The organism is Bordetella genomosp. 12 (assembly GCF_002261355.1).
GTDB lineage: Bacteria > Pseudomonadota > Gammaproteobacteria > Burkholderiales > Burkholderiaceae_B > Bordetella.
On sequence record NZ_NEVU01000001.1, the window covers coordinates 1,075,690 to 1,097,073 of the forward strand.

At 67.1% G+C, this 21,384-nt stretch carries 20 protein-coding genes; 14 read left to right on the forward strand and 6 right to left on the reverse strand.

Features of this window, described 5'->3' with window-relative positions; genetic code table 11:
* Positions 1-41: 41 nt before the first annotated feature.
* Positions 42-1,514: an amino acid permease gene (locus CAL22_RS05040; RefSeq protein WP_094811144.1), complete on the forward strand. Its 1,473-nt coding sequence runs from the start codon at positions 42-44 to the stop codon at positions 1,512-1,514.
* Here CAL22_RS05040 and CAL22_RS05045 read toward each other — a convergent pair.
* Positions 1,469-2,458 carry a LysR family transcriptional regulator gene (locus CAL22_RS05045; RefSeq protein WP_094810865.1) on the reverse strand — a complete coding sequence of 330 codons (990 nt, stop codon included), beginning with the start codon at positions 2,456-2,458 and terminating at the stop codon, positions 1,469-1,471. The genes CAL22_RS05040 and CAL22_RS05045 overlap by 46 nt on opposite strands.
* A gap of 155 nt (positions 2,459-2,613) precedes the next feature.
* Here CAL22_RS05045 and CAL22_RS05050 point away from each other — a divergent pair, with 155 nt between their 5' ends.
* Together CAL22_RS05050 and CAL22_RS05055 are read left to right on the forward strand one after the other, a co-directional pair.
* Positions 2,614-3,597: a tripartite tricarboxylate transporter substrate binding protein gene (locus CAL22_RS05050; protein WP_094810867.1), complete on the forward strand. Its 984-nt coding sequence runs from the start codon at positions 2,614-2,616 to the stop codon at positions 3,595-3,597.
* Positions 3,594-4,523 carry a hypothetical protein gene (locus tag CAL22_RS05055; protein ID WP_094810869.1) on the forward strand — a complete coding sequence of 310 codons (930 nt, stop codon included), beginning with the start codon at positions 3,594-3,596 and terminating at the stop codon, positions 4,521-4,523. Before CAL22_RS05050 ends, CAL22_RS05055 begins: the two co-directional genes overlap by 4 nt.
* Positions 4,524-4,531: 8 nt before the next feature.
* Here CAL22_RS05055 and CAL22_RS05060 read toward each other — a convergent pair whose 3' ends face one another.
* A complete protein-coding gene (locus CAL22_RS05060) occupies positions 4,532-4,795 on the reverse strand; it encodes a hypothetical protein (RefSeq protein ID WP_094810871.1) in 264 nt (87 codons plus the stop codon).
* A gap of 252 nt (positions 4,796-5,047) precedes the next feature.
* Here CAL22_RS05060 and CAL22_RS05065 point away from each other — a divergent pair, with 252 nt between their 5' ends.
* The 4 genes from CAL22_RS05065 to CAL22_RS05080 all read left to right on the forward strand — a co-directional run bounded on the left by CAL22_RS05065 (position 5,048) and on the right by CAL22_RS05080 (position 8,934).
* The gene (locus CAL22_RS05065; RefSeq protein WP_094810873.1) at positions 5,048-6,226 is read left to right on the forward strand and encodes a CaiB/BaiF CoA transferase family protein; all 1,179 of its coding nucleotides are present in this window, start codon (positions 5,048-5,050) and stop codon (positions 6,224-6,226) included.
* A gap of 34 nt (positions 6,227-6,260) precedes the next feature.
* Complete coding sequence (locus tag CAL22_RS05070; RefSeq protein ID WP_094810875.1) at positions 6,261-6,998, forward strand: FadR/GntR family transcriptional regulator; 738 nt, start codon at positions 6,261-6,263, stop codon at positions 6,996-6,998.
* A gap of 12 nt (positions 6,999-7,010) precedes the next feature.
* Positions 7,011-7,826: an enoyl-CoA hydratase gene (locus CAL22_RS05075; RefSeq protein WP_094810877.1), complete on the forward strand. Its 816-nt coding sequence runs from the start codon at positions 7,011-7,013 to the stop codon at positions 7,824-7,826.
* A 145-nt stretch (positions 7,827-7,971) separates the two neighbouring features.
* Positions 7,972-8,934, forward strand: coding sequence for a Bug family tripartite tricarboxylate transporter substrate binding protein (locus CAL22_RS05080; RefSeq protein ID WP_094810879.1), 963 nt, complete (start codon positions 7,972-7,974; stop codon positions 8,932-8,934).
* Positions 8,935-8,940: 6 nt separating this feature from the next.
* Here CAL22_RS05080 and CAL22_RS05085 read toward each other — a convergent pair whose 3' ends face one another.
* Together CAL22_RS05085 and CAL22_RS05090 are read right to left on the reverse strand one after the other, a co-directional pair.
* Entirely contained in the window at positions 8,941-9,807 is an 867-nt protein-coding gene (locus tag CAL22_RS05085) for an amidohydrolase family protein (RefSeq protein WP_094810881.1), read from the reverse strand.
* Between the two features lie 89 nt (positions 9,808-9,896).
* Complete coding sequence (locus CAL22_RS05090; protein ID WP_094810883.1) at positions 9,897-11,105, reverse strand: LysR family transcriptional regulator; 1,209 nt, start codon at positions 11,103-11,105, stop codon at positions 9,897-9,899.
* 118 nt (positions 11,106-11,223) lie between these two features.
* On the opposite strand from CAL22_RS05090, the gene CAL22_RS05095 reads away from it, so the two are divergent.
* From CAL22_RS05095 to CAL22_RS05125, 7 genes are all read left to right on the forward strand, one after another.
* Entirely contained in the window at positions 11,224-12,348 is a 1,125-nt protein-coding gene (locus tag CAL22_RS05095; protein WP_094810885.1) for a 4-oxalomesaconate tautomerase, read from the forward strand.
* A complete protein-coding gene (locus CAL22_RS05100; protein ID WP_094810887.1) occupies positions 12,345-13,370 on the forward strand; it encodes an amidohydrolase family protein in 1,026 nt (341 codons plus the stop codon). Before CAL22_RS05095 ends, CAL22_RS05100 begins: the two co-directional genes overlap by 4 nt.
* 1 nt (position 13,371) lies before the next feature.
* Positions 13,372-14,067 (forward strand): 4-carboxy-4-hydroxy-2-oxoadipate aldolase/oxaloacetate decarboxylase, encoded by a 696-nt coding sequence (locus CAL22_RS05105; protein ID WP_094810888.1) that lies wholly within the window; start codon positions 13,372-13,374, stop codon positions 14,065-14,067.
* Between the two features lie 40 nt (positions 14,068-14,107).
* A complete protein-coding gene (locus CAL22_RS05110; protein WP_094810890.1) occupies positions 14,108-15,088 on the forward strand; it encodes a Bug family tripartite tricarboxylate transporter substrate binding protein in 981 nt (326 codons plus the stop codon).
* Between the two features lie 48 nt (positions 15,089-15,136).
* Positions 15,137-16,414, forward strand: coding sequence for a cation:dicarboxylate symporter family transporter (locus tag CAL22_RS05115; protein ID WP_094810892.1), 1,278 nt, complete (start codon positions 15,137-15,139; stop codon positions 16,412-16,414).
* Between the two features lie 30 nt (positions 16,415-16,444).
* A complete protein-coding gene (locus CAL22_RS05120; protein WP_094810894.1) occupies positions 16,445-17,329 on the forward strand; it encodes a DUF1932 domain-containing protein in 885 nt (294 codons plus the stop codon).
* A gap of 130 nt (positions 17,330-17,459) precedes the next feature.
* Entirely contained in the window at positions 17,460-18,116 is a 657-nt protein-coding gene (locus CAL22_RS05125; protein WP_094810896.1) for an ankyrin repeat domain-containing protein, read from the forward strand.
* A 13-nt stretch (positions 18,117-18,129) separates the two neighbouring features.
* Here CAL22_RS05125 and CAL22_RS05130 read toward each other — a convergent pair whose 3' ends face one another.
* Together CAL22_RS05130 and CAL22_RS05135 are read right to left on the reverse strand one after the other, a co-directional pair.
* Entirely contained in the window at positions 18,130-20,250 is a 2,121-nt protein-coding gene (locus CAL22_RS05130; protein WP_094810898.1) for a TonB-dependent siderophore receptor, read from the reverse strand.
* Positions 20,251-20,416: 166 nt separating this feature from the next.
* The gene (locus CAL22_RS05135; RefSeq protein ID WP_094810900.1) at positions 20,417-21,301 is read right to left on the reverse strand and encodes a LysR family transcriptional regulator; all 885 of its coding nucleotides are present in this window, start codon (positions 21,299-21,301) and stop codon (positions 20,417-20,419) included.
* Between the last annotated feature and the right edge of the window lie 83 nt (positions 21,302-21,384).

Below are 21,384 nucleotides of genomic sequence, written 5' to 3' on the forward strand. Positions count from 1 at the left end.
GAGTGATCTTGACCCAACCCCACCCCCGCCGCGCCCAGGGCATGCCGGCCGCGTCCGTCTCCACGCCTTCGGGCCTGAGGCGTACGCTGTCGGCGCGCCATCTGTCCATGATTGCCGTGGGCGGCTCCATCGGCACCGGCCTGTTCGTCGCCTCGGGCAACACCATCGCGCAGGCCGGGCCGGGCGGCGCCTTGCTGGCCTACGGGCTCATCGGTCTGATGGTCTACTTCATCATGACCAGCCTGGGCGAGCTGGCCGCCAGCATGCCGGTGTCGGGCTCCTTCGCCACCTATGGCGCGCGCTTTGTCGAACCGGGTTTCGGCTTCGCGCTGGGCTGGAACTACTGGTACAACTGGGCCGTCACCGTGGCCGTGGATCTGGTCGCCGCGCAGCTGGTGATGGCGTACTGGTTTCCGGCCGTGCCCGGCGTGTACTGGAGCGCCTTGTTCCTGCTGATCACGTTTGGCCTGAATGCGCTGTCGGCGCGCGGCTTCGGCGAAGCGGAGTTCTGGTTCTCGCTCATCAAAGTGGTCGCCGTGCTGGCTTTCATCGTCATGGGCGTGCTGATGCTGCTGGGCATCATCCGCGGCGGCGAGGACGCGGGGCTGCACAACTGGACCGTGGGCGATGCGCCCTTTGCCGGCGGCTTTGCCGCGCTGATCGGCGTGGCCATGGTGGTGGGGTTTTCCTTTCAGGGCACCGAGCTCATCGGCATTGCCGCCGGCGAGTCGCGCAACCCCGCGCGCGATCTGCCGCGTGCCGTGCGCCAGGTGTTCTGGCGCATCCTGCTGTTCTATGTGCTGGCCATCGGCGTGATCGGCCTGCTCATCCCCTACACCGATCCGCAGTTGCTGCGCAATGAGGTGGGCGACATCGCCGTCAGCCCCTTTGCCCTCATCTTCGATCGTGCCGGCCTGTTGGCGGCGGCCTCGATCATGAACGCCGTGGTGCTTACCTCGGTGCTGTCGGCCGGCAACTCCGGCATGTACGCCGCCACGCGCATGCTGTATGCCTTGGCTCGCGAAGGCAAGGCCCCGGCGGTGTTCGGCCGCCTCACCGGCCACGGGGTGCCGCTGGTGGCGCTGCTGGCCACGGCCGCAATTGCCGGGCTGTGCTTTTTGTCTTTTCTGTTCAGCCCCAACCAGGTCTACATCTGGCTGCTCAATACCTCGGGCATGACGGGCTTTATCGCCTGGTTGGGCATTGCCGTCAGCCACTACCGCTTCCGGCGCGGCTATCTGGCGCAGGGCGGCAAGCTGGAAGATCTGCCCTATGTTTCGCCCTACTTTCCGTTCGGGCCGCTGTTTGCCTTCTGTCTTTGCCTGGTCATTACGCTGGGGCAGAACTACGAGGCCTTTTTGCAGGATCGCATCGACTGGACCGGGGCTGCCGCCACGTACATCGGCCTGCCGCTTTTTTTCCTGATCTGGGGCGGTTACCGCCTGGCGCGAGGCTGGCGTTTCGTGCGTTACGCCGACATGACGTTCCCCATCCGCCGGCGCGAGGAAGGCTGAGGGAGCGAGATCTGTTCGGCCAGCACCTGGCGCAACTGCTCCCGCAGCCAGGCATGCAGCGGCGAGGCATGCAGGCGGCGGGGCCACACCATGCGTAGTTCAATATCGCGCAGCGGGGGCGGCAGCGCCAGCATGGCCAGCGGGAAATGCCGCGCATGGCGCCGCGCCACGCTGGCCGGCATGGTGGTCGCGTAATCGCTGTCCATGATCACATAGGGCGCGGCACCGAAATCCGACAGAAAGGCCGAGAACTGGATGCGCTCGGCCGGCGGCAGGGGTTTCATGGCGCGCTCGAGATGGGTTTCGTGCCCATACATCTGCGAGAACGCAAACCAGCGCAGGCCCGCCAGATCGCGCAGTTTGAGCTGTTTGCGCGCGGCCAGCGGATGGCTGGCCGACACGACGCAGACCCGCCGCTCGCGCAGGAGGACTTCATCGTGAAAGCGCGCGGGCATGGGGCCGAACAGGCCGACGGCCAGCTCCAGCCGCCCTGCGTCCAGATCGTCGGGCTGCACGGCGCCATGAATGGCCTGAAACCGGGGCAGCAGCCCGGGCGCCTGCTGATGCAGGCGTTGCATCAGGGGCCCGGCGAGCAAGAATTCGCTATGCGCGCCCAGCCCGATATTGACCATGCCGGCCGCTCGGGCGGGTTCGAACACCGCCGGGGGCCGTAAGGCGGCGTCCAGGCTCAGCAGCGCGCCATGCACGGCGGCATGCAGTTCGAGCGCTCTTTCGGTCGGCACGAAGCGGCCCTTGACCAGCACCAACAAAGGATCCTGTAGCCGCAGCCGCAGGCGGGCGAGCTCGCGGCTGATGGCGGGTTGGGTTTTGTGCAACTGACGCGAGGCCAGGGTGGCGCTGCGGGTGCGCATCAAGGCGTCGAAGGTCAGCAGCAGATTCATATCGAGGCGCCGCAGCGCGGGCAGGGCAGGGCTATCGCTCATCGTCCATGCAGCTGAAGAAAAGGCCAGGCGATAGCATAGCGAAAATGGTATGGGTGACTTGTCCTTTCGGCATTGGGCGCACGCTGCGGGCCGCACTACAGTGTGGCCATGACGTCCGGCCCTCGCATGGCCGGGCCAAACCGAGGAGACCCACCATGTTTATGCGCTACGCGCACCGCCTGAGCGCGGTGCTGCGCCATGGCGCCATCGCCGCATGCCTGGCCATGGCCGCCGGGGCGCAGGCCGCCGATTTTCCCAACCGCCCCATCACCCTGGTCGTGCCTTTCCCGGCCGGCGGCACGCCCGACATCCTGGCGCGGATTCTGAGCGAACCCATGGCCGCGCGCCTGGGGCAGCCTTTCATCATCGAAAACCGCGCCGGGGCGGGCGGCAATATCGGCGCGCAGGCCGTCATGCGCGCGCCGGCCGACGGCCAGACGCTATTGATGTGTGCATTCGGCTGCGCCGTGGCGCCCGCGCTCTACCAGCCGCCGCCTTATGACATCCAGAAGGATTTCACACCGGTGACGATGCTGGGCACCGTGCCCAGCGTGCTGGTCATCAATCCCAAGGTGCCGGCGCAGACGGTGGGCGAGCTGATCGCCTATGCCAAAGCGCATCCGGGGGCCTTGAACGCCGCGTCTTCGGGCATCGGCGGATCGGCCCACCTCGCCACGGAACTGTTCAAGCAGCGCGCGGGCGTGGAGATCGCCCACATCCCCTATAAAGGCGCCGGCCAGGTGGCGGCGGATCTGCTGGGCGGACAGGTCGATATGTATTTCGACAACCTGCCGGCGTCCTTGCCCAGCATCCGGGCCGGCAAGCTGCGCGCGCTGGCCGTGGCCAGCGCGGCGCGGTCGGCGTCCATTCCGGACGTGCCGACCTTCGCCGAGGCCGGCCTGCCGGGTTTCCTGATCACGCCCTGGTTCGGCATTCTCGCGCCGGCCGGCACACCGCCGGCCACGGTCGAAAAGCTGCGCGCGGCCTTCGCTGCCTCGCTGGCCGCGCCGCAGGTGGTCGAGCGCATGCGTGAGCTCGGCGTGCAGGCCGCCGTCGATGTGCCGTTCGGCGCCTTTCTGGCCGATGAGACCGCGCGCTGGAAAGACGTCATCGAACGCAATCACATCCGCGCCGAATGAATCCGCTCAAACCTTTACGTCTGCGCGATATGGGCGCGTTTCATGTCGGCGGACGGGACATCGAACTGCGCGGCCTGCCACGGCGCGAGGTCGTGCTGGCCGAGGGCGGGCAGCCCGTGCCGCTCAACCCCAACGGACACTATCGCGTCGAGCAGATGTACGCCCAGTACTTTCTGTGCGATCCGCCCAATGGCCGCGAACCGCTGGCTTTCTGGCATGGCGGCGGCATGACGGGCGCGGCGTGGGAGACGACCCCGGATGGCCGGCCCGGCTGGCTGAATTACTTCCTCAGCGAAGGGTGGGACGCCTATCTGTGCGATGCCGTCGAGCGCGGCCGCGCCGGGTATGCCTCGCATATCTGGCCCGACCCGGCCATCGTGCAGACGCAGGAAGACTTCTACACCCGCTTTCGGCTGGGTCCGCCCGGCTCGCGGCCGGGGCAGGGGGCTTATGCGCGCCAGCAGTTTCCGCTGGCGGCGTTCGCGCAGTTGGCGGCCCAGATGGTGCCGCGCTGGGCCCACACGGATGCGGCGATTCTGGACGGCTATCGCGCTTTTCTGCGCCGCGTCGGCCGCGCCACCGTGATCTGCCACTCCCAGGCGGGTGTGTTCGGCTTGCGGCTGGCGCAGGAAATGCCGCAGCAGGTGCGCGCCGTGGTGGCGCTGGAGCCGGCCAGCATTCCGGCGCTGCCGCCGCGGGCCGAGTACCGCACGCCCACGCTCATCCTGCTGGGCGACAACATGGACGAGGATGCGCGCTGGCCGCAGATGCGGGCCCGCATCGAGGCCTTTGCCCAGCGCCATTCCAGCGTCACCCTGTGGCGGCTGCCCGAGATGGGGCATGTGGGCAACTCGCACATGCTGATGATGGACGGCAACAGCCTGGCCTTGGCCGAGCAGGTCCGGGGCTGGCTGGACCGGCGCTGAGCCGGGCTTCAGATTTTGCTGCCCTTGGTCACGGCCAGGGCCAGATGCAGGGTCTCGGTGATGCGGCGCTTGGCGGCGGCCTTTTGGTCCGCCGGCATTTCCAGGCTTTTGGCCAGATACTGCAGCAAGGAGTCGGCCACATCTTCGAGCACGCCCAGGGCTTCCTGGGGTTTCTGCTGGCGCATGGCAAACAGCGCGATGTGAGCGGCGTTCAGGGCCAGGTCGCCCAGAACTTGCGGGTCGACGGCGGGAGGGGTGGTGGATGCGCTCATGATCGGCTCCTGGGGCCAGTTGATGCGGCGGCGGCCGTCAGGGCCAGCGCCAAAGGCGAGACTATAGGAAAAACAGGGCGGCAGGACAAACGGGCTGCCCGGTTGTCTGCGGCGGCCTGGGCGCGACGGCGCGGGCGCCGGCCCCGGGCTGGCCGCAAGGACCGGGGGTTGGGGTTCTCACCTATATTCGTCGGGCCCGCTCAAACGTAGGATGTCCAACAACCAACAACTACATGATACGAGACAGCCCCCATGATGTTTTCCCCCCTCAAGCGCTTTGTGGTTCTGGATCTGTCACGCGTGCGGTCCGGCCCGGCAGCGGTGCGCCAGTTCGCCGATTGGGGCGCCGACGTGATCAAGATCGAAGAGCCCAGCGAGGTCAAGGATGACAAGCCGGGCGGCGCGGCCAAGTTCAGCGACTACCAGAACACGCATCGCAACAAGCGCAGCCTGACGCTCAATCTCAAACACCCCGAGGGGCGGGCGGTCTTTCTGGAACTGGTCAAACGCGCGGACGTCTTGGTGGAAAACTACCGGCCCTCCGTCAAGGCCAAGCTGGGGATCGATTACGCCACGCTGTCGCGCATCAATCCCCGGCTGGTCTACGCGAGCATTTCCGGCTTCGGCCAGGATGGTCCGTATGCCGACCGCCCGGGCCTGGATCAGATCGCCCAGGGGCTGGGCGGTTTGATGTCGGTGACCGGCGAGGCCGACCACGGCCCCATGCGGGCCGGCATTCCGATCGCCGACCTGAGCGCCGGGCTGTTCGCGGCCATCGGCATACTGATCGCCCTGCTGGACCGCGAGCAGACGGGCCAGGGGCGCTGGGTGCAGACCTCGCTGTTGCAGTCACAGGTGTGGATGATGGATTTCCAGGCCACGCGCTGGCTGATCGACGGCGAGGTGCCCGGGCAGTCCGGCAACGACCACCCGACCAGCTCGCCCACTGGCGTCTACCCGACGGCCGATGGCTATATCAATATCGCCGCCATGGGATCGAGCATGTTCGCGCGGCTGTGCGAGGTGCTCGAGATGCCGGAGCTGATCGACGACGCGCGCTTTGCCTCGGCGGGGCTGCGGGTGGAGAACCGGCCGGCGCTCACGGCGCAGATCGTGGCGCGTACCCGGCAGCGCAGCAGCGCGGAGTGGATCGAGCGCCTGAACGCCGCCGGCGTGCCCTGCGGGCCGATACTGTCGATGGACGGCACGTTCGACAACGAGCAAGTGCGCCATCTGAAAATGACGCGCAAAGTGACGCATCCGCAGCGTGGCGAGTTCGACATCCTGGCCCAGCCGGTGATTTTTGGCGACGCCGAACCCGGACCGGTGTCGCCGGCGCCGGAGACGGGCGCGCACACCGACGATATTCTGGGCTGGCTGGGCATGGATGCGGCCGCGCGCGAACGTTTGCGCGCCGTCGGGGCGGTGTGACACCATCGGGGCTTTTGCTCTCTCGAGGATGCTCATGGCCACGCCCGCGCACGATACGCTGTTTGGCAATCTCAATCGGCCCGAAAACCTCGCCGACGAGATTGCGCAGCAGATCCGCCAGAAGATACTCAGCCAGGCTTTCGAGCCCGGCCAGCGCCTGCCCACGGAATTCGAGCTCGCCCAGCGTTTCGGCGTGAGCCGCAATGTGGTGCGCGAAGCCATCGCGCGCCTGAAACTCTCGGGCTATGTCGAGACCCGCCGCGGGGTGGGAAGCTTCGTTGCGGCCGGCGGGCAAACCCCTTTCGAGATCCTGCCCGAAGACCTGCTACGCGTCGACGCCCTGGAGCAGATCTATCAATTGCGCGTCGAGATCGAGGCGGGCGCGGCCGCGTTGGCTGCCCAGCATCGCAGCGAAGCGCAACTGGAAACCCTGCGTGCGGCGCTGGCGCGGGTCGACGCGGCCAGCGATGACTGGCGCCAGGGGGCCGACCGGGCGCTGGACTTCCATATGGCGGTCTGTCAGGCCAGCAACAACCCGTATTTCGTGCGCCTGCTGTCGCTGTTCGGCCGAGCCATCGGCGATGCCGTGCGCACCTTGCGTTACGGCAGCACCGGCACCGACCGGATATCGGAGGTCGAGCAGGAGCACCACCGTATTTTCGATGCCATCGCCGCGCGCGATGGCGAAGCCGCCCGCGCCGCAATGCGCGAGCATTTACGCAACGGCATGCTGCGCCGGCAGGCGCAACTGCGTGCACGCAGTGACGGATAACGAGACAACATCATGGAAAGCCAGCGCATCTTGCAGGATCGCATCACCGAGCATCTCATCGTGGAAAAACGCGGCGCGGCCGGCTGGATCACCTTTAATGATCCGGCGCGGCACAACGCGGTGTCCTTCGCGATGTGGGAGGGGATCCCGCTGGCTTTGCAGGCCCTGGCCGAAGACCCGGCCATACGCGTGGTCGTTCTGAGCGGCGCCGGCGAGCGCGCTTTTGTCAGCGGCGCCAACATCTCGCAATTCGACACGCTGCGTTCGGGCGAGGAGGCGGTGCAGGCCTACGAACGCGTGGCCGAGGCCGCGCAGCTGGCGCTGTACGACTATGACAAACCCACCATCGCGCGCATCCGGGGCTATTGCATTGGCGGCGGCCTGAATATCGCGCTGTGCTGCGACCTGCGCCTGGCCTCCGAAGACAGCAGCTTCGCGATCCCCGCGGGCAAGCTCGGCCTGGGCTATCGCATGACCGCCATCCGCAATCTGGTCACTGCGGCCGGACCGGCCCGTGCGCTGGAGATATTCCTGACCGCGGCGCGTTACTCCGCCGCCGAGGCCGTGCATTTGGGCTTGCTGCACAAAGTGGTGCCGGCCGGCGAACTCGATCTGGCGCTGCAGACCTATATCGATCAGATAGGCGCCAATGCGCCGCTGACACTCATGGCGGGCAAGAAGATGATTCGCCAGATGCAGCAGCTGGGGCCGCAGGTCGATATGCAGGCCATGACCGATCTGGTGCTGGCCTGCTTCGAGAGCAACGATTACCGCGAAGGCCGCCGCGCCTTTGCCGAGAAGCGCGCGCCGGTGTTTACCGGCACCTGACGCCGGCCCGTCGGGGCCCTTAACCGATTTCGTTTGATGCCAGCCTGGCTGGCAGGACCGCGTGCGCCCGCCACGTGGGGGGCGCACGCGCCCAGCGCGGGACGCCAGGCCGGGCGTGGCGGCCAGAAAAAAGACGGAGACACTCATGAAAAAAGCCCTGGCAGCCACGCTGCTGACCCTCGCCCTGCCGGCTGCGCAAGCCGCCTATCCCGAGCAGCCCATACGCCTGGTCATCGGATATGCCGCCGGCGGCACCACCGACATCCTGGCGCGTGCGCTGGCCGAGCAATTGAGCAAGACGCTCAAGCAATCCATCATCGTGGAAAACAAGCCCGGCGCGGCGGGCAATATCGCCGCCACGTCGGTGCAGCAGGCCGCCCCGGATGGCTACACGCTGTTCATGGCCACGGTGTCCAGCCACGGCATCAACCCCGCGCTGTACAAGAAGTCTTTGGGCTACGACCCGGTGGGCGGCTTCGAACCCGTGGGCATGGTGGCTTCGATTCCGCTGGTGCTGGTGGCCAATCCGAAACTGCCGGCTACCGATGTGGCCGGTCTGGTGACACTGGCCAAGTCCAAGCCCGGCGAGCTGAACTACTCTTCCAGCGGCAACGGCTCGCCGGTGCATTTGGCCGGGGCGATGTTTGCCCAGCAAGCGGGGCTGGACATGGTGCATGTGCCTTATCGGGGCGGCGCGCTGGCCAATACCGCCGTCATGACGGGAGAAGCGCAGCTCAGCTTCGCCACCCTGCCTGGCGCCATGCCGCAGGTCAAGGCCGGCACCTTGCGCGCCTTGGCGGTCACGACTCGTGAGCGCTCGCCGCAATTGCCTGACGTGCCCACCGTGGCCGAGGCGCCGGGCTTCAAGGGTTTTGAGATCAACACCTGGAATGCGCTGCTCGCGCCCAAGGGCACGCCGCCGCAGGCGGTCGCCACGCTCAACGCCGCGCTGAAGGAGGCCATGACCTCGGACAAGCTCAAAGAGCACTTTCAGCGCGAGGGGGCCACGCCAGCCACGAGCACGCCGGCCGAGCTGGGCAACTTCATCCAGACCGAACTCGACAAGTGGGCCGGCGTGGTCAAGAGCGTCAACATCCGCGTGGACTGAGGCCGCTCAGGCGGTGAAGTAAAGCTGTTGGGGATTGTCCACCAACAGCTTCTGCAAGGCCTGGGCGTCGCCATACCGGGGCAGGATGTCGATGAGGTCTCCGTCGTCGGGGACCTCGCGCACATTGGGATGAGGCCAGTCCAGCCCCCAGACGGCGCGCTCGCCGGCCACCTCCAGAATGCGGCGCGCGATGGGTGCGACGTCGGCATAGGGCGGATCGCTGCGGCTGAGCGTCGCCGACAGACGCTCGGGGCCGCTGACCTTGATCCAGGCGCGCGGATGTTCGAGCACCCGCAGCAGCATGTCCAGCTCGGGCTGCATGGCGTCGGCCATGACGCGGCCCATGTGATCGATCACATAGGGCACGGGCAGTTGATGCAGAAAGGACGTCATCCGCGCCAGCTCGTCGGCGTGGGCATGCAACTGGATGTGCCAGCCGAGGTCGGCCACGCGCGCGGCCATGCGCGTGACGGCGGCCAGATCCGCCGACGGGCCCAGGTGCGGCATGAAGTTGTAGCGCAGACCGCGGACGCCCTGCTCGTGCAGCGCGCGCAGTTGCGCGGTGCTGATGTCGTCGTCGACCAGGGCCACGCCGCGATAGCGCAACGGATCGCGCGCGATGGCGTCCAGCATGGCGCGGTTGTCGGTGCCGTGCACGGTGGCCTGTACCAGCACGGCGCGCTCCACGCCGAGCATGCGGTGCAGGGGCTGCAGCATCTCGATGGGCGCATCGGGCGGATCGTAGCGCCGCTCGGGCGCATAGGGGAAGCGCTCGGCCGGCCCGTAGACGTGCACGTGGCAATCACAGCTGCCGGCTGGCAGCTTGAAGCGCGGCGCATGCGGCGCGGGGTGGGGCGGGGGAACGGATTTCAATGCGGGTCTCCTCTTGGTCTGTCGGCCGAGTATGACGGGCGCCGTGCGCCGCGGGGTTGCGTTCGGCGCCCGAGGGCGATCGAATCGGCTTATGCCGCGGCGGCTCGCGCGGCCTGGACGTGCACCTCTTGCAGCAGGGCATGAGCGCCCGGCGACAGTTGCGCGCCGGCGCGCACGGTCACGCCGATCTCGCGTTGCATGCCGTCCAGCGAAAAATCCAGCGCCACCAGCCGGCCGCTGGCGACCTCGTAGTGCATCTGATGGCGCGACAGCGCGGTGAGCATGTCCGAATGCAGCAGCAGGCCGCGCAGCGTGGCCAGATCGGCGGTCTCCACCGAGGGTTCGAGTAAGGGCTGACCCTTGGCGCGGAAGAAATCGTTCAGTTGATAGCGCAAGGGCGAGGAGGCCCGCGACAGCACCCAGGGGTAGGCGCGCAAATCCGCGAAATCGATGCGGCGCTTGCGTGCCAGCGGATGCTCCGCGCGCGCCAGCAGCACGATGTCCTCGTGCATGAGGACGCGCGTGCTGAGCGATTTATCGTGCAGGGGGCGCAATGCGCCGAGGATGAAGTCGATCTCGGCGCTCAGCAGCCCGGCGCACAAATCACCATAAGGGCTCTCGAGCGTGCGGATGCGCAGCCCCGGGTGGCGCGCCAGCACGGCCGCGATGGCGCTGGGCAGCACCAGGGTACGGATCAAGGGCAGGGAGCCGACCGTGACCGTGCCCTCGATCGCGCCGCTGAGCGCGGCGACATCCGCTTCGATGTTGCGCAGCTCGGCCAGCACGCGCTTGAAATGCCGCACCCAGCGCTCGCCGGCCTGGGTCGGGATCATGCCGCGCGGGGTGCGCTGAAAAATCGCCTGCCCCAGGCATTGCTCCAGCCGCGAGACGGCCGCACTGATGGCCGGCTGCGTCAGGCCTTGCTGATGCGCCACCGTGGACATGTGGTGGACATCGGCCAGCAATACCACGCTGGCCAGGCGGCCGGTGTGATACAGCGCGCCCGAGGTGCCTCCTTGGGCGCCGCGTTGCCGTGCCTCGTCCATGACGCAGGCCAGCTCCTCCTGTATGCGCTCGGCGCGCACCCGCACGGTCTCGCCCGCCGCGGTGAGCAACATGCCGGTGCCTTTGCGCTCGAACAGCGCCACGCCCAGTGCCGCCTCCAGGCGGCTGACCGCGCGCGTGACGGCCGAGGACGCCCGCAACAGCGTTTCGGCGCCGCGCCGCACGCCGCCGGCGGCCACGACGGCATTGAAGACATGCAGATGGTGCAGATTCAGGGGCGGGCGCGGGTCCATGGCCAAAAGAAAAAGTAGGTCATAAAAATATTAGAACGGCCATTCGCGCACAAGGCAACCCCGATAAGGGTGTGTCGACCCATACTTTCGCAAAAAATAGCAGGCAGAGTGAGTGAGCATGGAGACGATGGATAAAAATCAAACGCAGCAGGCGGTGGACTGCCTGTTCATGCGCGGCGGAACCTCGCGCGGGCCGTTTTTCCGTGCGGCGGATCTGCCGGCGGATCCGGCCAGCCGCGATGCCTTGCTGCTGGCCCTCATGGGCTCGCCAGACCCGCGGCAGATCGATGGCCTGGGCGGCGCGCATCCGCTGACGAGCAAAGTAGGCATCGTCGGCCCGGGCCGTGAGCCGGGCGTGGATCTGGAGTTTCTGTTCGCGCAGGTCGCGGTGGGCGATGCGCGCGTGGACACCACGCCCAACTGCGGCAACATGCTGGCCGCCGTCGTGCCGTTCGCGCTGGAAACCGGGCTGCTTACCCCGCGCGCGGACCTCAGCCGCTATCGCGTGCTGACCTTGAACACCGGCATGCTGTGCGACATCGACGTGCAGACGCCCAACGGGCGCTTGCGCTATGACGGTATGGCGCGCATCGACGGCGTGCCGGGAACCGCCGCGCCGATCGCCATCAACTTCCTGGATACCGCCGGATCGGTCTGCGAAGGGCTGTTGCCCACCGGGCAGGTGCGCGATCGGCTGCGCGTGGCCGGTCAGCCCGACATCGACGTCACCTGTATCGACAATGGCATGCCCATGGTGCTGATGCGCGCCGCCGATCTGCAGCGGCGCGGCGACGAAAGCGTGGCCGAACTCAACGCGGACGAGGCCCTGAAAACTCGCCTCGAAGCCCTGCGCCTGCTGGCTGGCGAACGGATGGGGCTGGGCGATGTGCGCGACAAACCCTATCCCAAGATGTGTTTGCTGTCGCCGCCCAGGCAGGGCGGCAGCATCGCGACACGCTGCTTCATCCCCCATGTCTGCCACGACGCCATCGGCGTGCTGGCCGCCGTGACGGTGGCCACCGCCTGCGTGCTGCCAGGCTCGGTGGCCGACGGACTGGCGCGCCTGCCCGGCGGCGCGCGGCAGCGCGTGCCGGTGGAGCATCCGTCGGGCGAATTCAGCGTGGAGCTGGAGCTCGATGCCGCGGGCCAGGTAGTGCGCGCCGCGTTGCTGCGCACGGCTCGTTTATTGATGCGCGGCACCGCCTATGCCCCGCGCCCTGTTTCTTCCGGAGAATCCGCTTGATCATCGATTGTCATGGCCACTACACCACGGCGCCCCCGGCGCTGGAAGCGTGGCGTCACCGGCAGATCGCCGGTCTGAAGGATCCGTCGGCCGCGCCGCGCGCCAGCGACTTGCGCATCAGCGACGATGAGATCCGCGAGTCCATCGAGGCCAATCAACTGCGGCTGATGCGCGAGCGGGCCTGCGATCTGACGATTTTCTCGCCGCGGGCCAGCTTCATGGCGCATCACATCGGCGACCTGTCCACCAGCCAGACCTGGGCCGCCTTATGCAATGAACTGTGCCATCGGGTGGCGACGCTATTTCCGGAGCATTTCGCGGGCGCGGCCATGTTGCCGCAATCGCCCGGCCAACCCATCCAGACCTGCCTGGACGAGCTCAAACGCTGCGTCGAAGAATATGGCTTCGTGGCATTGAATCTCAACCCCGACCCGTCGGGCGGCCACTGGACTTCGCCGCCGCTGTCGGATCCCTATTGGTATCCGCTGTACGAGCGCATGGTCGATTACGGCATCCCCGCCATGGTTCATGTGAGCACCAGCTGCAACGCCTGCTTCCACACCACGGGCGCGCATTACCTGAACGCCGACACCACGGCCTTCATGCAGTGCCTGACCTCGGATCTGTTCAAGGTGTTCCCGGACCTGAACTTCGTGATCCCGCATGGCGGCGGCGCGGTGCCGTATCACTGGGGCCGCTTCCGGGGGTTGGCGCAGGAGATGAAGAAGCCGCCGCTCGAAGACTGGTTGCTCGACAACGTCTATTTCGATACCTGCGTCTATCACCAGCCCGGCATCGATCTGCTGGCGCGCGTCATCCCGGTGAAGAACGTGCTGTTCGCCAGCGAAATGATAGGCGCGGTGCGCGGGATCGATCCGCAGACAGGCTTTCATTACGACGATACGCGGCGCTATATCGAAGCGGCCGATCTGAGCGCCTCGGAGCGGCATCAGATCTACGAAGGCAACGCGCGGCGCGTGTATCCGCGGCTGGATGCCGCGCTGACAAAGAAGGGGCTTTGAGATGGACGATCTGCTCAACACACTGGGTGTGGTCAAACGCCGCATCGAGAGGGCCGACCGGGCCGTGGTGCAACGACTGGCCGCGCACGGTGTAGCCACCGTGCACGAGGCCATGGGCCGGGTAGGTCTGCTGGATGCCGGCATCCGTCCCGTCTACGAGGGAGCGCGTTTGTGCGGCACGGCCGTCACCGTGCTGTTGCAGCCGGGCGATAACTGGATGCTGCACGTCGCCGCCGAGCAATTGCAGCCAGGTGACGTCGTCGTGGCAGCCTGCACCAGCGACAGCCGCGATGGCTTTTTCGGCGAACTGCTGGCCACCAGCTTCCGGGCGCGGGGCGGGCAGGGGCTGATCATCGATGGCGGCGCGCGCGACATCAGCGAACTGCGCGAGATGGGTTTCCCCGTGTTCAGCAAGGCGGTCTGTGCCAAAGGCACGGTCAAGGCCACCCTGGGCTCGGTGAATGTGCCGGTGATCTGCGCCGGTGCGCTGGTGCGTCCGGGCGATGTGGTGCTGGCCGACGCGGATGGCGTGGTGGTCGTGCCGGCGGCGCAGGCCGCGCGGGTGGCCGAGCGAGCCGACGAAAGACTGGCCAACGAGGCGCGCAAGCGCGCCCGCCTGGCGGCCGGTGAGCTGGGGCTGGATATCTACGCCATGCGTGAACCGCTGGCGCGGGCCGGTCTGCGTTACCTGGATTGATCCACGCGCCCTGCGCGACAAAAACGATAAGGAAGAGACAATGAATCGACGCGAATTTATCTGGAAGTCGGCCCTGACCCTGGCGGCGGCCCAAGGCTTGCCGCGCCTGGCCGCGGCGGCCTATCCCGAACGCCCCTTGCGCCTGATCGTGCCCTTTGCCGCCGGCGGCAATATCGACGCCGTCGGGCGCATCATGGGTGCGGCCATCGGCCCCAAGCTGGAGGTGCCGGCGGTGGTGGAGAACAAGCCTGGCGCCGGCGGCAGCATCGGCGCGGACATGGTCGCGCGCGCGCCTGCCGACGGCTACACCTTGCTGGTCGGCTCCAACGGTCCCTTGACGGTCAACCCCTTCATCCAGGCGCAACTGCCGTATGACCCCTTGAAGGACTTCGCGCCGGTGGGCATGGTCGGCTATGTGCCGCACGTGTTGGTGGTCAATCCCCAGGTGCCCGCCAAGAACCTGGCCGAACTGGTGGCCTTGTCGCGCAAGCAGGGCATCAATGCGGGGACTTCCGGCGTGGGCAGCGCCACGCACCTGACTCTGCTGCGCCTGAATGCGGCCACCGGCGCCAAGCTGGTCAACGTGCCTTATCGCGGCGGCGGCGCGTTGATCCCGGATCTGCTGGGCGGCAATATCGAGGCCACGGTGACGGAGTTCTCGACCGCCTTGCCGTTGCATCGCTCCGGCAAGGCCAGGATTCTGGCCATCACGGCCGATCACCGCCTGGCGCTTGCGCCGGAGTTGCCGACGCTGGCCGATGAGGGCTACGAGAACCTCGTGGCGGCAAGCTATGTCGGCCTGCTGGCGCCGGCGGCCACGCCGCCCGACGTGATGGCCCGGCTGCAGAAGGCGCTGGTCGAGGGCGCGCACGACCCGGCCATTGCCGACAAGCTCAAGGACTTCGGCGTCGAGCCCGCCACCGCGCAGCAGGAGACCTCCGCCGGCTTCGCGGCCTTTTTGCGCGATGAATACGCCCGCTCGCAGGCGGCGGCCCAACAGGCCGGCATCAAGCCGGAGTAATTCCGCCATAGGCAATGGGCGGCCCCGGGGCTGCCCCGGGAGTCCGGTTTGAAAGCGTTCAAGAAGCTGTATGTGCAGGTACTGGTGGCCATTGCGGCGGCGATTGTGTTCGGTCTGGTCGACCCGCAGCATGCCCGGGCGATGAAGCCCCTCGGAGAGGGCTTCATCGCTTTGCTGAAGATGATGCTGGGGCCGATCATTTTCTGTACCGTGGTGCATGGCATCGGCCATGTCAAAGACTTCCGCCGCCTCGGCCGGCTGGGCCTGAAAACCCTGCTGTACTTCGAGGTGGTGAGCACGCTGGCCATGATGGTGGGCTACGGCATGGTCAGCTGGTTGCGGCCGGGCGACGGGCTGCACGCCTCGGCGCTCGCCGAGTCCGGACAGGCGGTCGATAAGTTGATCCAGGCCAGTTCGGCGGATTTTTCGTTGACGCATTTCGTGCTGTCCATCATCCCGCGCACCCTGGTGTCGGCCTTTGTGAGCGGCGACATCCTGCCCGTGCTGTTCGTTTCCTTGCTGGTCGGCGCGGCCCTGAGCGTGGCGGGCAAGCCCGAGTGGCTGGTCTACCGCCTGCTGGACGAAGTGCAGACCCTGGTCTTCAAGATGCTGGGTTTCATCATGCGCCTGTCGCCGCTGGGCGCCTTTGGCGCCATGGCCTCGGCCGTGGGCAGCTACGGCGGCACCACGCTGGTCTATCTGCTGCGCTACATCCTGACCTACTACTCGGCGGCGATCGTCTTCGTGGTGGTCGTGCTGGGCCTGGTGGCGGCCAGTGCCGGGCTGTCCATCTTCCGGATTCTGTATGTCATCCGCGACGAGGCGGTGCTCGCCATGGGCACGGCAGCCAGCGAAGCCGCCTTTCCCCGGCTGGTCACCCGGCTCGAGCAGGCGGGGTGCGACGAGGCCGTGGTGGGTTTCGTGCTGCCCGCCGGCTATAGCTTCAATATCGACGGCGCCTGTCTGTACATGGCCTGCGGCATCGGCTTTATTGCCCAGGCGACCGACACGCCCTTGCCTCTGCCGCAGGCCCTGGCGTTGCTGGCCGTCATGCTGGTGACCTCCAAGGGCGGCGCCGGTGCCGCCGGCGGCGCGCTGGTCAAGCTGACCGCCACCCTGCAATCCACCAAGGCCTTGCCCTTGTCCGGCGTCGGCCTGCTGTTCGGCATCGACCGCATTCTGGCCATCGCCACGTCCACCACCAACGTCATCGGCAATAGCGTCGCGGTCATGGTGCTGGCGAAATGGGAAGGTCTTTTCGACCGGCAGAAATTCGACGCCTGCGCGCGCCGTTCCCCTTCCAAGCCGGTGGTCCGCACTCAGTGACCGCGGCTTTCCTTTTCTGGAGAAATTGTTATGTCCACTCCCGCTCCCGGCATTGCCATCATCGGCGTCGGCGAAGTCGGCCCTATCTTCGCCCAGGCCCTGGGTGAACGCGGCTGCGCCGTCGCCGTCTATGACATCAAGCTCGAGGATTCCGCCACGGCCGGGGCCATCCGCGACAAGGCCGCCCGCGCCGGAGCGCGCGTGGCCGACAGTCTGCAAGATTGCCTGAGCCAGGCGGACTGGATTTTTTCCGCGGTCACGGCCAGCCAGGCGGGCGCGGTGGCGCGCGCTGCGGCCCGCGTGATGCGCCCCGGGCAGATCTTCATCGACCTGAATTCGGTATCGCCACGCGTCAAGCAGGAGAATGGCGCGCTTGTCGAGGCCGCTGGCGGGGACTATGTCGAGTCGGCCGTGATGGCGCCCGTGCCGCCGCAAGGCGTTCAGGTGCCGATGCTGCTGGGCGGGCGCCGTGCGCGCGCCTTGTCCGAAGCCCTCAATGCGCTGGGCCTGCGCACGCAGGCCGTCGCCGACGAGGTCGGCCTGGCCTCGGCCATCAAACTGTGCCGCAGCATCATGATCAAAGGCCATGAGGCGCTGTGCCTGCAATCCATGCAGGCGGCGCTGCATTTCGGCGTGGATGGCCGCGTGCTGGCCTCGCTGGCCGCCACGTTTCCGGGCGTGGGCTGGGATAAGGGCTATGAGGCCTATCTGATCGGCCGGGTGGCCGAGCATGGGCAACGGCGCTCGGAAGAAATGCGTGAAGCGGCCGCCATGCTGGACGAACTGGGCCTCGATGCCGGCCTGGCCAGCGCTATTGCCGACGTGCAGCAGGGGTTCGCGCAACGCGGGCGCGGCTGGCTGCACGCGCTCGACGAGAAGGGCGGGCTGCCGGACTGGCGCACCTTGCTGGCCTGAGGCCGGCCGCGTCGCGGCCCGCCTGCGTGCCCGGGGGCCGGGGAGAACCGACTACGATAGGAGCAGATCCGCCTGGCCGCGCGTCCTCGCCGCGGCCAGGCGCGGTCTTCCCTGAACGAGGAGGATGCACATGTGGAACCCCTGGTGGCTCATCGCGGCCGGTTTGAGCATGATCGCTTCGGCGGGCGCCGCCGACACGGGCGCTGCCTTGCTGGAGGCCGCGGCGCAAGGGCAGGCCGAGCGCGTGCGGACCCTGCTGGCGCAGGGCGCGCCGCTCGAAGCGCGCGACCCGCAAGACAACACGCCGCTGTTGCGGGCCACCGACGGCAATCATGTCGCGGCCGCGCGCCTGCTGATCGAGGCCGGCGCCGATGTGAATGCCCAGAACCGCATGCAGGACAGCGCCTATCTGCTGGCCGGCGCGCGCGGTTACAACGCGATCCTGCAGCTTGCCTTGGCGCATGGCGCCAACCTCAAGAGCACCAACCGCTATGGCGGCACGGCGCTCATTCCCGCGTGCGAGCGTGGCCATGTGGAAACGGTGGATATGCTGCTGCGGGCCGGTGTGGATCCGGATCATGTCAACCGGCTGGGCTGGACCGGGCTGCTTGAAGCCATTTTGCTCAGCGATGGCGGCCCGCGGCATCAGGCGATCGTGCGCCGTCTGATCGAAGCCGGCGCCGATGTGAACCTGGCCGACGGCGAAGGGGTCACGCCGCTGGCGCATGCGCGCCAGCGGGGTCAGAAAGACACCGAGCGCCTGCTGCTGGCCGCAGGCGCTCGGTAGCCCGACGAGGCGGTCAGAACTTGACCGTCGCGCTCAGGCTGTAGGTGCGCGGGTCGCCCGGCTTGATGTACTCGGCCGTCTGGAAGAGCCAGTAGCGTTTGTTGGCCAGGTTGTTGATGCCCGCACGGAAGGTGGTTTCGTAGCCGGCGATGCGGGTGTCGTAGGTCGCGCCGATATTGACCAGGGTGTAGCTGTCGAGCTGGATGTCATTGGCCTGACGCAGTTCCGTCTTGCCGGTAAAGCGCACATCGGCACGCAGCTTCAGGCCCGGCAGTTGCGGCACGCTGTAGGCGAGTTGGGCCGAGGCCACGAAGCGCGGCGCGCCGGCCACGCGGTTGCCGTTGTAGCTCGTGCCCTTGCGGTACTCGCTGTCCAGGAACATCAGGCTGCTGCCCAGATTCCAGTTCTTGGCCAGGCGGGTCGAGGCCGCCAGCTCCAGGCCCTGATAGCGCGACAGCCCATTCTGCTCCAGGGAGGCGCGGCCCGTGGTGGCATCCACCACGGGGTTTTCGGCTTTGCGCTCGATGCGGAACAGCGCGGCCGTGGCCGCCCAGTCGTCCTGCTCGGTTTTCAGGCCGAATTCATACTGCTTGCTCTTGAGCGGATCGAGCAGCGTGCCGGCATTGGTGTAGTTGTTGCCGACCACCGAACCGGCTTCGAGCGATTCGATATAGCTGGCATAGGCCATGGTGCGCGGCGTGATGTTGTACATCAGCGCCAGCGTCGGCGTGAGCACGCCGTTCTTGTCGTACTCGGACGTGCGGGAGCCGTCGACGCCGAAGCCCTTCTGGCTGTAGTCGGTCAGGCGCAGGCCGGCCAGGAAGGACCAGCCGTGGGTCAGGTCGATGGTGTCGCTGGCAAATACCGCCTTTTGCGTGATTTCCGCCGCGCGGTAGAGCGACATGTTGCCGTTGCTGTAGTAGGCGTTGTGGTTGGTCTCGTAGAGATTACCCGTGCCGACCGAGCCATAGTAGTAGTTCGACGAGTAGTCGTTCTTCTGCTTCTGCCAGGAGGCGCCGACCACGACCTGGTGTTGCAGGGCGCCCGTGTTGAACTTGCCTTCGAGCATGGCGCGCCACTGGTTGTAGCCGTAGGCTTCGCCGTAGTCGGAGCGCTGGTCATCGTAGTTGCCGGCGCTATCCAGCAGGGCCAGCACGACTTCGTTGCGGCGCGTTTCGGTGGTGCTGTAGCTGTAGTTGGTGCTCACCGCCCAGTCACTGTTGATCTGGTACTTCAGGCCGGTGTTGTAGTAGCGGAAATGGTTCTTCACGTAGGAACCTTCGCCCACCAGCGCATCGTCATCCTGACGTACCGGCGAAGGCAGGCGCGTGCCGGCCAGGCTGAAGGTGTTGATGGTCGGATCCTGGCCGATGGACTTGCGGTCCTGATAAATGGTCTGGAAATCCCAGCTCAGCTTGTCGGTCAGGCGGGCGTCGAGCGCCAGCGAGGCCGAATTGCGGTAGAGCGAACCGTCGTTGTAGGTGCTGCCTTCTTCATGGGTCGCATTGATGCGGTAGCCGAAGCGATCGTCCGGGCCGCCGCGGCCGCCCAGGTCCACGTGTTCGTGAATCAGGCTGTTGGACAGCACGCCGATGTCGATGGCGCGCAGCGGTTCGTCGGTGGGCTTCTTGGTGACGTAGTTGATCATGCCGCCCGGCGAGCCAAAACCGTACATGAAACCGGTAGCGCCTTTGAGCAGATCGATCTGCTCGAGCTGCTCATAGGGCAGCGCGGTGACGTAGGTCGGGAAGGGGTTGCCGTCGATGCGGAAAGAGTTCTGCCAATCCAGGGGCAGGCCGCGCACCGTCAGGTAGCTGGCCCAGGCGCCGGAGGCCGAGCCATTGTCATTGACCGATGCGTCCAGCGCGAAGACGTCGCCCAGTTTGGAGATCTGCCTGTCTTGCAGTTCGGCGTTGCCGACCACCGTGGTCGAGAAGGGCGTTTCGAGCTGGCTGCGATTGCCCAGCGCGCCGGTATTGACCGGCACGCGCAGGTTTTCGAGATCGTCTTCGGCCGTGGTGGCGGCCTTGACCGACACGGCGGGAAGTTGCGTGACCTGGCCCGACGTCTGGGCATGGGCAGCCGCGCTGAGCGCCAGGGCCAGGGCGGTGGGAATGAAACGGGGGGCGGACAAAGCAGTTCTCCAGCAAGCACTTTCAAGGAGTGCGATGCTAGGCGTGAATGGGATGGATTTGCAATTAGCGTTCGCGTTACATATGTCTAAAGCGGACAAAGCCTCTCAACTCCGGCGAAAAATGGCCCCAGAGTGATGTGGGCGCGCCACAGTGGCTTTCAATCGGCTATCGCTGCCGCAGCGCGGTCAGTGCGTGCAGCACGTGGCGCGTGGCCGCGTCCATGGCGCCGGTGCGGTGGGCGATGCCCAGCGGCCGCCATAGCGCGGGGCGCAAGGGGCGCATGGCGATCCGGGCATCGGGCGGCGGCGCGGTGGCCTCCTGCGGCAGCAGGGCCGCCCCATAGCCGGCGGCCACCAGGCTCTTGATGGCGTCGTTGAAGTTCAGGTGGATACGGCCGCGGGCCTGCCGTCCCGCCGCGCCAAACCATTCGCTCGTGATGCGCGACAGCCGGGTGCTGGCGTCATTGAGGATGAGGGGGCGGCCGTCGAGCCAGTGGGGCGTGATGCGCGCGGGCGGATCCCATGCCACCGGGAGGAAGGCCATGACCGGATCGCGCCGCCACGGCAGCACGGTCAGGCCGGCCGCCGGTGCCTGGGGCAGGGCAATCAGGGCGACATCCAGCGTGCCCTGCGTCAGCCGGGCCAGGCTTTCCTGGGAGGTCAGGACGGCGACCTGCACGTCGATGCCAGGGTGGTCGCGGCCAAGCGCTTCGAGCGCGCGCGGCAAGAGATGGGCGATCGCGCCGGTGGAGGCGCCCAGGCGCACCCGGCCGGCCAGGCCCTGAACCTGGCGCTGGACATCTTCCAGGGCCTGGCCGGCTTCGGCCAGCAGGCGGCGGGCCCGCTCAAGCAGGGTGTCGCCGATGGCGGTGGGACGCACCTGCCCGCGCTGGCGTGTCAGCAGCGGCGCGCCGACGCGGGCTTCCAGTTCGGCGATATGCAGGCTGACGGTGGGCGCGGCCAGGTGCAGCGCGCGCGCTGCCGCCGCGAAACTGCCGAGATCGGCGATCGCCACCAGGGTACGCAAACGGTCGAGGCTGATCTCGCGCATGGCGTCGTTCAGGAAAACTGAATTTGATGGTTATTAAATTCAACTTTTCCTAGTTTATGTCATCGCCGAACATAGCGGCATTG

What these genes read in the sequence shown, in the direction of transcription:
- CAL22_RS05040 (WP_094811144.1), top strand. Translation starts at nt 42, where the DNA reads ATGCCGGCCGCGTCCGTCTCCACGCCTTCGGGCCTGAGGCGTACGCTG.
- CAL22_RS05045 (WP_094810865.1), bottom strand. Translation starts at nt 2,458, where the DNA reads ATGAGCGATAGCCCTGCCCTGCCCGCGCTGCGGCGCCTCGATATGAAT.
- CAL22_RS05050 (WP_094810867.1), top strand. Translation starts at nt 2,614, where the DNA reads ATGTTTATGCGCTACGCGCACCGCCTGAGCGCGGTGCTGCGCCATGGC.
- CAL22_RS05055 (WP_094810869.1), top strand. Translation starts at nt 3,594, where the DNA reads ATGAATCCGCTCAAACCTTTACGTCTGCGCGATATGGGCGCGTTTCAT.
- CAL22_RS05060 (WP_094810871.1), bottom strand. Translation starts at nt 4,795, where the DNA reads ATGAGCGCATCCACCACCCCTCCCGCCGTCGACCCGCAAGTTCTGGGC.
- CAL22_RS05065 (WP_094810873.1), top strand. Translation starts at nt 5,048, where the DNA reads ATGATGTTTTCCCCCCTCAAGCGCTTTGTGGTTCTGGATCTGTCACGC.
- CAL22_RS05070 (WP_094810875.1), top strand. Translation starts at nt 6,261, where the DNA reads ATGGCCACGCCCGCGCACGATACGCTGTTTGGCAATCTCAATCGGCCC.
- CAL22_RS05075 (WP_094810877.1), top strand. Translation starts at nt 7,011, where the DNA reads ATGGAAAGCCAGCGCATCTTGCAGGATCGCATCACCGAGCATCTCATC.
- CAL22_RS05080 (WP_094810879.1), top strand. Translation starts at nt 7,972, where the DNA reads ATGAAAAAAGCCCTGGCAGCCACGCTGCTGACCCTCGCCCTGCCGGCT.
- CAL22_RS05090 (WP_094810883.1), bottom strand. Translation starts at nt 11,105, where the DNA reads ATGGACCCGCGCCCGCCCCTGAATCTGCACCATCTGCATGTCTTCAAT.
- CAL22_RS05095 (WP_094810885.1), top strand. Translation starts at nt 11,224, where the DNA reads ATGGAGACGATGGATAAAAATCAAACGCAGCAGGCGGTGGACTGCCTG.
- CAL22_RS05105 (WP_094810888.1), top strand. Translation starts at nt 13,372, where the DNA reads ATGGACGATCTGCTCAACACACTGGGTGTGGTCAAACGCCGCATCGAG.
- CAL22_RS05110 (WP_094810890.1), top strand. Translation starts at nt 14,108, where the DNA reads ATGAATCGACGCGAATTTATCTGGAAGTCGGCCCTGACCCTGGCGGCG.
- CAL22_RS05120 (WP_094810894.1), top strand. Translation starts at nt 16,445, where the DNA reads ATGTCCACTCCCGCTCCCGGCATTGCCATCATCGGCGTCGGCGAAGTC.
- CAL22_RS05125 (WP_094810896.1), top strand. Translation starts at nt 17,460, where the DNA reads ATGTGGAACCCCTGGTGGCTCATCGCGGCCGGTTTGAGCATGATCGCT.
- CAL22_RS05135 (WP_094810900.1), bottom strand. Translation starts at nt 21,301, where the DNA reads ATGCGCGAGATCAGCCTCGACCGTTTGCGTACCCTGGTGGCGATCGCC.